6 protein-coding genes are annotated in these 12,213 nt (G+C 45.6%); 2 read left to right on the top strand and 4 right to left on the bottom strand.

Translation table 11 applies throughout. The annotated features are described in order from the left end of the window. Positions 1 to 614: 614 nt before the first annotated feature. On the bottom strand, positions 615 to 4,496 hold the full coding sequence (gene purL / locus FM038_RS16275) for a phosphoribosylformylglycinamidine synthase (RefSeq protein WP_142874804.1): 3,882 nt from the start codon (positions 4,494 to 4,496) through the stop codon (positions 615 to 617). 324 nt (positions 4,497 to 4,820) lie between these two features. Here purL and mltF point away from each other — a divergent pair, with 324 nt between their 5' ends. Continuing rightward, positions 4,821 to 6,263 carry a membrane-bound lytic murein transglycosylase MltF gene (mltF, locus tag FM038_RS16280; protein ID WP_142874393.1) on the top strand — a complete coding sequence of 481 codons (1,443 nt, stop codon included), beginning with the start codon at positions 4,821 to 4,823 and terminating at the stop codon, positions 6,261 to 6,263. A 198-nt stretch (positions 6,264 to 6,461) separates the two neighbouring features. Here the strand turns inward: mltF and tadA are convergent, their stop codons facing one another. The 3 genes from tadA to guaB all read right to left on the bottom strand — a co-directional run bounded on the left by tadA (position 6,462) and on the right by guaB (position 10,325). After that, the gene (gene tadA, locus FM038_RS16285) at positions 6,462 to 7,016 is read right to left on the bottom strand and encodes a tRNA adenosine(34) deaminase TadA (protein WP_419555648.1); all 555 of its coding nucleotides are present in this window, start codon (positions 7,014 to 7,016) and stop codon (positions 6,462 to 6,464) included. Positions 7,017 to 7,134: 118 nt separating this feature from the next. Beyond that, positions 7,135 to 8,712 (bottom strand): glutamine-hydrolyzing GMP synthase, encoded by a 1,578-nt coding sequence (guaA, locus tag FM038_RS16290; protein ID WP_142874395.1) that lies wholly within the window; start codon positions 8,710 to 8,712, stop codon positions 7,135 to 7,137. Positions 8,713 to 8,852: 140 nt separating this feature from the next. After that, on the bottom strand, positions 8,853 to 10,325 hold the full coding sequence (guaB, locus tag FM038_RS16295; RefSeq protein WP_142874396.1) for an IMP dehydrogenase: 1,473 nt from the start codon (positions 10,323 to 10,325) through the stop codon (positions 8,853 to 8,855). A 119-nt stretch (positions 10,326 to 10,444) separates the two neighbouring features. On the opposite strand from guaB, the gene xseA reads away from it, so the two are divergent. Beyond that, entirely contained in the window at positions 10,445 to 11,773 is a 1,329-nt protein-coding gene (gene xseA / locus FM038_RS16300) for an exodeoxyribonuclease VII large subunit (RefSeq protein WP_142874397.1), read from the top strand. Positions 11,774 to 12,213: the final 440 nt, after the last annotated feature.

Consider the following 12,213-nt stretch of genomic DNA (forward strand, 5'->3'; position numbering starts at 1 on the left):
GACTAAATAACCCGGTGACCTTGCCCGGCTAGTCGAACTCCGCTCACATTACCCTTTAACTGTGTGGAGATATTATTATGAAAAAATTTCTAAATCGTTTAGCAAACAACTACAAGCGTGTTTTTGTTGAACTTTATACTGCTAGAGAGCTATAAACAGCACCTCAGCAAACAGATTTACTTGAAGTTTTGTTAGCGCAAAACGGCCACCTAGCATATTGATGCTAGGTGGCTTTTTCATATCTAGCTCATAATAACCACTTCAAAAGCTTCGATCTCCCCTCACAAACATAAGTAAGCACTTATATACTAGCCTAGGCCTCACCTCTCCGCTAGCAGAGCTATTAGCCCCTTAGATCCAAATAGACTACAAACCCTATATTTTAGGTGGTTTAGTACATAAAGCTTTTCTAAAGTTGATATAAGCCACTATTTATCTTCAATAATCTTGCAACCTTTGAGCACAAAAAAAAGGGCACCGATATTTTCGGTGCCCTTTTACCTTGGTATTAATGAGTGACAGTTAAATTAGGCGAACTTTACATTTGAACTCGCTAATTAATCTCGAGTCTGAACATGATGTAAACATTAGCCATAACTTGTCAGTCACTTTATTTAACCAAGCTTAACTCGTGCATTTCTGAACATTCTCATCCAAGGGCTATCTTCACCCCAGCTATCAGGATGCCAAGAGTTCGCTACGGTTCTAAATACACGCTCAGGATGTGGCATCATGATGGTCACACGACCATCAGTGCTACAGATCCCTGATAACGCATTAGGGGAACCATTAGGGTTCTGCGGGTATTGCGTGGCTATCTCACCCTTACCATTTACATATCGCAAAGCAACTGTTCCAGACGCTTCAGCTAAAGCCATTGCCTCTGGCGTGGCAAACTCTGCACGTCCCTCACCGTGTGACACGGCAATCGGCATACGAGAACCTTCCATGCCATCAAGGAAGATAGAGGGAGTTTTTTGTACTTCAACTAAGCTGACACGGGCTTCGAAACGCTCAGAGCGATTTCGAACAAAACGCGGCCAATGTTCAGTGCCTGGGATGATCTCTTTCAATGTGGATAACATCTGACAGCCATTACATACGCCTAGAGAGAAACTGTCTTCACGTTCGAAGAATTGAGTAAACTGCTCACGGGCTCTGGCATTAAACAGAATAGACTTAGCCCAACCTTCACCAGCACCCAGCACATCACCGTATGAGAAACCACCACACGCTGCTAATCCTTGGAACTCATCTAAGCTGATGCGTCCACTGAGAATATCACTCATATGGACATCACGACTCTCAAAGCCTGCTCTATCGAAGGCTGCCGCCATCTCCAGGTGCGAGTTAACCCCTTGCTCACGCAAAATAGCCATCTTAGGTGCAGCACCTTTTAAGATAAATGGCGCGGCAACATCTTCACTTGGGTCGAACTTTAGATCGACAGTTAAGCCCGGCTCGCTGGCGTCATGCTTAAGCGCAAACTCTTCATCTGCACACTCAGGAGTATCTCTAAGTGACTGCATTTTATGGGTCGTTTCAGCCCAGATAGTTCTCAGCTCTGTGCGAGACTCAACTAACATCTCACGATCGCCGTCATTTATCGTAATGGTATCATCAGCAGTTAAACCACCAATGACATGACATGCGACGCCCGCAGCATTGAACTTGGCAATGATGGCTTCACTTTGTGCACTGCTAACCTGAATGACACCACCAAGCTCCTCATTAAAGAGTCGCTCAATATCGGTGCCATCAACATCTGCAAGATCGATATTCAGACCCGTGTTACCCGCAAACGCCATCTCAACAAGTGTAGTAAGAAGACCACCATCGCTGCGATCGTGATAGGCAATAACGTCACGGCTGGCAACTAGAGGCTGGATCACCTCGAAGAAGCCACGTAGCAAGCTTGCATCACTAAGATCTGGGGCTGTATCACCCAGCTCACTGTACACCTGAGCCAGACATGAGCCACCAAGGCGATTATTACCTGCACTTAAGTCTATAAGTAGTAACTCTGTCTCACCTTTATCGGTGCGAAGCTCTGGAGTGACTGTATTGCGGATATCCTGCACTGCACCAAAGGCTGTGATGACCAGTGACATAGGCGATGTTACCGCCTTATCGACACCCTGATCTTGCCATGCAGTCTTCATCGACATCGAGTCTTTACCGACTGGAATAGTCAAATCAAGCTCTGGACACAGCTCTTCACCAATGGCTTTTACCGCTTCATAGAGACCAGCATCTTCTCCAGGGTGGCCAGCTGCAGACATCCAGTTAGCTGAAAGCTTAATGCGCTTAAATGACCCGATATCACTGCCGGCAATGTTCATGATCGATTCTGCAACTGCCATGCGTGCAGAAGCGCCAAAGTCCAGTAGTGCAAGCGGCGTACGCTCACCCAAAGACATGGCTTCACCTGTGTATGAATCAAAACTTGCTGCAGTCACGGCACAATCCGCAACTGGAACCTGCCAAGGACCCACCATCTGATCGCGATTAACCAGACCCGTTACACTTCTATCGCCTATGGTAATTAAGAAGGTCTTTTCAGCCACTGTTGGAAGTCTGAGTAAGCGACGTACCGCTTCTTTAATCTCAATCTTACTTTGATCAACGGCCGGTGACTCAGCCTTTGCGCTCACAACATCACGGCTCATTTTGGGTGCCTTACCTAACAGCACTTCAAGCGGCAGATCAATCGGCTTATCACCAAAATGCTCATCACTTAAACTTAAATGACGTTCTTCTGTTGCTACGCCCACCACAGAGAAAGGCGCGCGTTCACGCTCACATATTGCGATAAACGTATCGAGATTTTCAGGTGCTACAGACATCACATAACGTTCTTGTGACTCGTTACACCAGATCTCTAACGGGCTCATTCCTGGCTCATCAGATGGCACATCTCTGAGTTCAAACTTACCACCACGTTCGCCATCGTTGACAAGTTCAGGGAAAGCATTGGATAGACCGCCTGCGCCTACATCATGAATAAATTGGATCGGGTTGTTATCACCCATCTGCCAACAACGATCGATCACTTCCTGACAACGACGCTCCATCTCTGGGTTTTCACGCTGCACAGAAGCAAAATCGAGATCTTCATTAGATTCACCAGAGGTCATTGAAGAGGCTGCACCGCCACCTAAGCCGATATTCATCGCCGGACCGCCTAAGACGATAAGCTTAGCACCAACGGTAATTTCACCTTTTTGGACATGATCTTCACGTATGTTACCTAGGCCACCGGCAAGCATAATTGGTTTATGATAACCACGCACTTCAACACCGTTATGGCTGCTGACTTCTTGCTCATAAGTACGGAAGTAACCCAACAATGCAGGGCGACCGAACTCATTGTTGAACGCAGCGCCACCGAGTGGGCCTTCAGTCATGATATCAAGCGCGGTAACGATACGATCAGGCTTACCGTAGTCAGCTTCCCATGGCTGAACAAAACCTGGGATCTTAAGATTTGAAACACTGTAACCAGTTAAGCCAGCTTTTGGCTTTGAACCTCGTCCAGTTGCACCTTCATCGCGGATCTCTCCACCGGAGCCTGTAGCGGCACCTGGGTATGGGCTGATTGCTGTAGGATGATTATGGGTTTCAACCTTCATCAGGATATGCATAGGCTCAGTGTGGTAACTGTACACGCCATTATCTTCAGGGAAGAAACGACCTGCTGTATAGCCTTCCATAACAGCCGCATTATCTTTATAAGCCGATAACACACCATCAGGCGTCACTGCGAAGGTATTTTTAATCATCTTGAACAAAGATTTTGGCTGAACCTCACCATCAATAGTCCAATCTGCATTGAAAATCTTATGACGACAGTGCTCTGAGTTTGCTTGGGCAAACATCATTAACTCGACATCATTTGGATTACGGCCAAGTTGAGTAAAATTCTCAACCAGGTAATCGATTTCATCGCTAGCTAACGCTAAACCAAGCTGTACATTCGCAAGCTCTAACGCACTACGACCTTCAGTTAAAATATCGACACTTTTTACAACGGCAGGCTCAGTACGTGCAAAAAGCACTTCTGCCGCCTCAAAGCCAGCAAGAATAACTTCCACCATGCGGTCATGAAGTAGCGCAATTAAGCCTTGCTCTTGCTCTGTAGTTAGCGCGTCAGACTCTACATAGTAGGCGATACCGCGCTCTAAACGTTTAACTTTTTCTAAACCACAATTGTGGGCAATATCTGTTGCCTTAGAAGACCAAGGAGAGATAGTGCCTGGACGTGGCGTGACAAAATGAAGTGTACCCTCTGGTGCGTGCGCTTCAATGGCAGGACCATAGGTAAGGAGTTTGGCAAGTTGCTGAGTTTCACTTTCTTCAAGTGGCTCAGTTAAATCGGCTAAATGGATATACTCAGCATAGATACCAGTAACTGGAAGTACTGCAGTTTTACAGGCTTCCATTAATTTTTGAACTTTAAACGCTGATAAAGCTGGGGCTCCGCGGATGATCTCCATCACGTCATTTCACCTTATATATTATAATTGCAGGGTCAGATCTGGCGCCATTATAGGGAAATGCTACTGACAAATCACCAGAAGTTAACCGCGAAAACAGTGTTTCCTATTAAAGAAAATCCCCCTCGTTAAAATAAATTGCTCAGTTAACGTTTAAGACAGGTTAAATGGCTTAAGATCGACCATAATTATGCATAAGACATACTCAGCGCACTTAGCTAGTACTCAGATAAATAAGGGAAAATTCGTTTTATCCAGGCTTTGCTTCCACTGTGATATAATCTCCTGCTGTTTTGAACCAAATGATGGGAAAATTAGCGCTATATGAAAAAACTTTTGTTTGTCTTACTCACTATTACTGTACTGGCCGCATGCCAGAAGGTCAGTGTGGAACAAACTCAGGTTAATAAAGCGCCTATAGTCAAAACCACCTTAACTGTTGGTACCCTTTATGGCTCGCAAATTTTCATCACTTCAGGTCAAGGCGAAGCCGGTTTTGATTATGAGATGGCATTACGTTTTGCCGATTTTCTCGAACTCGATTTAGAGATGAAGCCCTACCCGAATATCGGAGAGCTTTATCAGGCTCTGGATAAAGGCGATATCGATCTTATCGCCGCTGGGCTTGCCGATACTCAAAGCCGCAGAGAGAAATTCCGCTTAGGGCCACCGCTTTATCGAGTGGATCAAGTGTTAGTGTACAAACAAGGAACATCGATCCCAAAGGATGTGTCTCAGCTAGAAGATAAGATAACAGTCATAACAGATTCATCGTTCGTTGAAACACTGTCTCAATTGCAAAAGATGTACCCTGAACTGCTCTGGTCGCAGGAGAAAGACAAAGACAGTGAAGAGTTAATGGCAATGATCGCCAGAGGAGAGATTACTTATACTATCGCCGACTCAACGACATTCGACATCAATCGCCGCTTTATGCCTGAACTAAGAGCCGGGCCCATCTTAAGAGAAAAACAAGCGATCGTCTGGTTACTGCCACCGAATAATAGTGACCGTTTAATGAGTAACTTGCTAACATTTTGGCACAATGAGAAGCGCAGTGGCACCTTAGCCCATCTCAATGAAAAATATTTTGCCCATGTAAAACGTTTTGATTATGTCGATACTCGCGCCTTTCTCCGCGCTATCGATAACAAGTTGCCAAAATATAAAGATAAGTTTCAATATTACGCTGGAGACATCGATTGGCGAAAACTGGCAGCTACGGCTTACCAGGAATCTCACTGGAATCCCAATGCCCGCTCGCCCACAGGTGTAAGAGGCTTGATGATGTTGACATTACCAACCGCAAAACAGGTCGGTATTGCCAACAGACTCGATCCGGAACAAAGCATTAAAGGTGGTGCGAAATATCTGAATGATATTTTAGTTCGCCTGCCTGACTCTATACCAGAAAATCAGCGTATGTGGTTTGCTTTAGCCTCGTACAATATCGGCTATGGTCATGTAGAAGATGCGCGTAAGCTGGCACAATCTATGGGCCTTAACCCCAGTGCATGGCGCGACCTAAAAGAGGTACTGCCGCTGCTGCAAAAACGAAAATACTATAAGCGAACTCGCTATGGCTATGCCAGAGGCAACGAAGCGGTTCATTATGTTGATAGCATTCGACGTTACTACGATACCTTAGTATGGGTTGATAATCAGAATCGGCTGATAGAAGATGCAAACCGTCAAGCCGATGAGACACAAATGGTGGAGCTGACTAATGGTGAGAGCAATGAGTTAGTAGGTGCACAACCGCAGTAATTTTTGTAAACTTTAAGCAGTGAGCCATTAATATTTTAAATAGGAGAATGTGGTGAGAAAAAATAAACTAAAATTGATCTCTTCAAGACGCAGAAACCAGCAAAAGGCCCGTCATCTACGTACCTTGGCCCGACAAAAAATGTTCTTTTGCTTTATTCAACCTGCAGGTCAGTGATCGATTCAATCAAAAAACAGATATTACTCTTTCAATTTTTGTTCTTTCTCAGCCTCTAGCCTTTTCTGCAGCTGCTTCAGTTCCTTTTTCTCTTTACGTCGACGCCTGAAGAACTGGCTTAGCTGCTCACTGCATTTATCTGCAAGCACTCCCTCTGTCACTTGCAACTGATGATTAAATGCACTGTGCCTGACCAAATCAAGCACTGTACCAGCAGCACCTGTTTTCTCATCTCTTGCACCAAACACTAGACGCTCGACTCTAGAGTGAACCATAGCGCCCGCACACATGGCACAAGGTTCTAAGGTGACATATAGCGTGGTATTGAGCAGTCGATAGTTCTCAATGATTTTCCCTGCATGACGTAGACACTGCATTTCTGCATGGGCCGATGGATCGTGCTGTCCAATGCAATCATTAGATCCTAAGGCAATCACTTCATCGTCTTTGACCAAGACAGCGCCGACTGGCACCTCGCCACGACTTTCAGCCTCATGGGCTTGTTTCATTGCCAGTGACATAAAAAATAGATCTTTCTCTAACTGAGAAGTACTGTCATCAGGTTGCTGTGTTTTTATTCTCTGATCTGGCAAACTTAATCCCACCACCAATGTAAATGTTGGATAAATATTAGACGTTAAAAAAGGCGCCGAAGCGCCCTTTTCATTTTACACCTAAGTGTTAGTTAAGCGTCAATTATTCCCACTCGATAGTCGCAGGTGGCTTACCTGATATATCGTAAACAACCCGTGAGATACCATCAATTTCATTGATGATACGATTAGACACAAGGCCTAGGAAATCATAAGGAAGATGTGCCCAATTTGCCGTCATGAAATCTATGGTCTCAACGGCGCGCAATGAAACCACCCAATCATATTTACGACCGTCACCCATCACGCCAACAGAGCGTACAGGGAGGAACACAGTAAATGCCTGGCTGACCTTGTTGTAAAGGTCGGCTTTATGCAGCTCTTCGATGAAAATAGCATCGGCAAGACGCAGCAGATCACAGTACTCTTTCTTCACTTCGCCTAGCACACGTACACCAAGACCCGGTCCAGGGAATGGGTGACGGTATAGCATGTCGTATGGCAGGCCGAGCTCTAAACCAATTTTGCGCACTTCATCTTTAAACAGCTCACGAAGTGGCTCAACCAATCCTAGCTCCATATCATCAGGCAATCCGCCGACGTTATGGTGTGACTTAATCACATGAGCTTTACCTGTGGCGCTACCTGCAGACTCGATAACATCCGGGTAGATTGTTCCCTGCGCTAGCCATTTTGCGTTAGCACATTTCTTAGACTCTTCATCGAAAATCTCGACGAATACACGACCAATAATCTTGCGCTTAGCTTCGGGTTCGGCCTCATCTTTCATCGCATCGAGGAAACGGTTTTCAGCATTCACATGGACGATGTTCAGTCCGAAGTGGTCGCCAAACATGTCCATCACTTGCTCGGCTTCATTGAGACGAAGCAGGCCGTTGTCGACGAATACACAGGTGAGCTTGTCACCAATTGCACGGTGTAGCAACATGGCAACAACCGATGAGTCGACACCACCAGACAGACCTAAAATAACTTCATCATCACCGATCTGCTGCTTAAGCTTAGCGACCGCATCTTCTATGATTGAAGCAGACTTCCAGTTTGCGTCACAGTTACAGATCTCTAACGCGAAGTGTTCCAGCATGCGCTTGCCCTGACGGGTATGCGTTACTTCAGGGTGAAACTGCACGCCATAGAACTTTTTCTCTTCGTTCACCATGGCAGCAAAAGGACAAGTTTCAGTGTTGGCAACGGCAACGAACCCTTCAGGGATCTCGGAGACTTTATCACCGTGGCTCATCCACACATCAAGAAGTGGCTTGCCAGTCTCACTGATAGCGTCTTCTATGCTTTTAAATAGTGCTGATTCAGTTTGAACTTCTACCTGAGCATAACCGAATTCACCTTCACCTACGCCTTGAATAACCTTGCCACCAAGCTGCTCAGACATGGTCTGCATGCCGTAGCAGATCCCAAGTACAGGCACGCCCGCATTGAAAACATACTCAGGTGCACGAGGTGAGTCTTGTGCAGTCACGCTCTCTGGGCCACCGGCCAGAATTATTCCATTTGGAGCAAAACCTTTAATCTGCTCTTCACTCACATCCCAAGCCCATAGCTCACAGTAAACGCCTATTTCACGAATACGGCGGGCGATAAGTTGTGTGTACTGAGATCCAAAATCTAAGATCAGTATCTTATGCTCATGAATATTGTTCATGGGGAACCTTTATTTTATTAATCTAATTTTCGGTATCAGTTTTAGTATCTAGCACTAAACTGGCATAAAAAGGGTATAGAAACGGTTATATAAATGGGCGACTCATGCCGCCCCTTTCTAAACCAAGGTGCAAGCTTAAATTACGAACCACGACTGTAGTTTGGTGCTTCTTTACTGATGGTCACATCGTGTACATGAGACTCACCCATGCCAGCCGAAGTGATTTTCACAAACTCGGCTTTCTCATTTAACTCTTTGATGGTCGCGCAGCCAGTCAAGCCCATGCATGAACGCAGGCCGCCCATATGCTGGTGAATGATCTCTTTAAGCTTGCCTTTGTAAGCAACGCGGCCTTCGATACCTTCCGGTACCAACTTATCGGCAGCATTGTCACTCTGGAAGTAACGATCCGATGAACCTTGTGTTTGGTTCATGGCACCCAAAGAACCCATACCTCGGTATGACTTATAAGCGCGGCCATTGTGTAGTTCAGTCTCGCCCGGCGCTTCATCAGTACCGGCAAACATGGAACCTGCCATGATACATGAAGCTCCTGCGGCTAAGGCTTTAGCCAAATCACCAGAAAAACGGATACCGCCATCGGCAATAATCGGAATATTTAAATGTTTAACGGCCTCGGCAGCATCGGAAACTGCGGTGATCTGAGGAACGCCCACACCGGTAACGATACGAGTCGTACAGATTGAGCCAGGGCCGATACCCACCTTGACAGCGTTAACACCGGCTTCAACCAATGCTAGTGCACCTTCGGCTGTTGCCACGTTGCCACCGACAATCTGTAAATCAGGATATTTGGCACGAGTATCACGAATACGCTGAAGAACACCTTCAGAATGACCATGTGATGAATCGATCAGCAGAACGTCAACACCGGCAATAACCAAGGCATCGACACGCTGCTCGTTACCAGGGCCTGCACCGACGGCTGCGCCGACGCGAAGGCGACCTAGCTCATCTTTACAGGCATTAGGTTTTTGCTCGGCTTTTTGGAAATCTTTTACTGTGATAAGGCCCTTGAGCTTAAAATTACCATCGACAACCAGCACTTTCTCAACGCGATGAGAATGCATGAGAGTCTGAACTTCATCCAGCTTAGTGCCTTCGGCAACAGTTACCAGACGATCTTTAGGTGTCATCACCTGATCGACAGTACGGCTCCAGTCAGTGATAAAGCGAACATCACGGCCTGTAATAATACCGACAAGTTCGTTGGCGTCGTTGACAACCGGGTAACCGGCGAAACCATTCTTCAATGTCAGAACTTTAAGATCTGCAAGCGTTGTGGTTGGCGTGACGGTGACAGGTTGTTGAACGATACCCGCTTCGTAAATCTTAACTTTACGAACTTCTTCTGCTTGCTGCTCGATCGTCATATTTTTATGAATAAAACCTAGACCACCTTCCTGTGCAATGGCAATAGCCAAACGAGCTTCAGTCACGGTATCCATGGCTGCAGACACAATAGGAGTGTTGAGTTCTATTTTGTTTGTTAGACGAGTCTTGAGAACGGCGGTATTAGGGAGTACGGTCGAGTGTGCAGGTACAAGTAACACATCATCAAAAGTTAGTGCTTCTTTCTTTAAACGTAGCATGGCAACATATCCCAAATAGAGTAGGTTTGGAGGTGAAATATTGCGGCGAGATTATACCTTGCATATTTCACTTGGTAAATGGAAAATAGTAAAAAAGTGCCATTAGTCGTAAAAATCGTATGAAAACACCAAAAAATAATGTTTACACCGTTTCTCGTCTCAACGGTGAAGTGCGTCAATTACTCGAAGGTGAGCTAGGCAAGATCTGGCTTAATGCAGAAGTATCGAACTTTGCCGCTCCGGCTTCTGGCCACTGGTATCTCACTCTTAAAGATAATAATGCCCAGATCCGTTCAGCCATGTTTAAAGGTCGCAATCGCAGTGTCGCCTTTAAACCCGTTAATGGGCAGCAGGTATTAGTTAAGGGCTCTATCAGCGTCTATGAGCCACGAGGGGACTATCAGCTGATCTTAGAGTCAATGATGCCAGCCGGTGATGGTTTGTTAGCCCAGCAATATGAAGCGCTAAAAATGAAACTGGCTGCAGAAGGCTTGTTTGCAGCCGAAACTAAGCGCCCTATTCCGTCCAACATTCAAAAAATTGGTGTTATCACCTCAGCAACAGGCGCAGCGCTCAAAGATGTACTACATGTGCTCGCTAGACGCGATCCTTCCATTGAAGTGGTGGTTTATCCCACTCAAGTGCAAGGTAAGGATGCCGATAAGCTCATCTGTAAAGCGATAGAGATAGCCAATGCAAGATTAGAGGTCGATGTATTGCTGCTCACTCGAGGCGGCGGCTCACTGGAAGACTTATGGTGTTTTAACAGCGAAGATCTCGCTCATAGCATCTATAACAGCGCCCTGCCTATCGTTTCTGCTGTTGGCCATGAAGTCGATACCACCATCTGTGATTATGTCGCCGATGTACGCGCGCCAACCCCCTCATCGGGCGCAGAGCTACTATCAAAAGATGCTGAAAACAAACATGAAAAGCTCGAACTATTTGTTTCAAGGCTAAAACAAAGTTGGCAGCATTATCAGCTAAAAACCAATAGCCGAATGAGCACACTGACTCACAGGTTACAGCGCCAAGATCCTAAACGCCGTCTCGAGCAATATGAGCAAAGCTTCGATGAGATGCAATTTAGACTCGATGCTGCCATCGACAAAAAACTCGCAAACTTGGCATTGAAGCAGCAACAACTGAGTCATCGTCTAAACCAACAATCACCAAAAAATAAACTCTCTTTGGAAGCGCAGAGACTCAGTTATTTAACCTCACGGCTGAAAGACTCCATCAAAGAGAAACTGAACAGCAGCGAAAAGAGCCTCAGCGTCAGTGCCCATCAGTTACAGACAGTGAGCCCGTTAGCCACTTTAAGCCGTGGCTACAGCATTACCCAAGATGCTAAGGGGAAAGTGCTGACTCGTTCTGAGGACATCAATATTGGCGACGTACTGACAACTAAGCTGTTAGAAGGCGAAATTCAATCTAAAGTGGTATAACACTAATCGAAATAATACTTGTCGGATTGTTTCACGCTGTGATACCTCGCCCTGATGTCGAAGGTCACAGCCGCGTTCACTTTTGATTATTGTATCCTCGAATTGTTATACACAAAATAATCAAAAGTGGTGGGCTTTAAAATAGGTGTTGAATCAAAGAAAACGAAGCCACCCATTTTAGCTATCTCTTGTTTGCCCCTTCATCTAATTTGTTGAGAAGAAAACGAAGCCACCCATTTTAGCTATCTCTTGTTTGCCCCTTCATCTAATTTGTTGAGGGGAGTGCTAAGATTGAGGTGTTTGTAGGGGAATTTGCCTAGATAAAGGCTAAATGGATGAAAATATTTAAGCTACAGGGTAATTCTTCCAGATTAAAGCAGCCAAAAGACCGAATTTCGATTCGGTCTGATATTTATCTTAAGTTGTACCGTTTATTAAGT

It is taken from the genome of Shewanella eurypsychrophilus (genome assembly GCF_007004545.3).
Lineage (GTDB): Bacteria > Pseudomonadota > Gammaproteobacteria > Enterobacterales > Shewanellaceae > Shewanella > Shewanella eurypsychrophilus.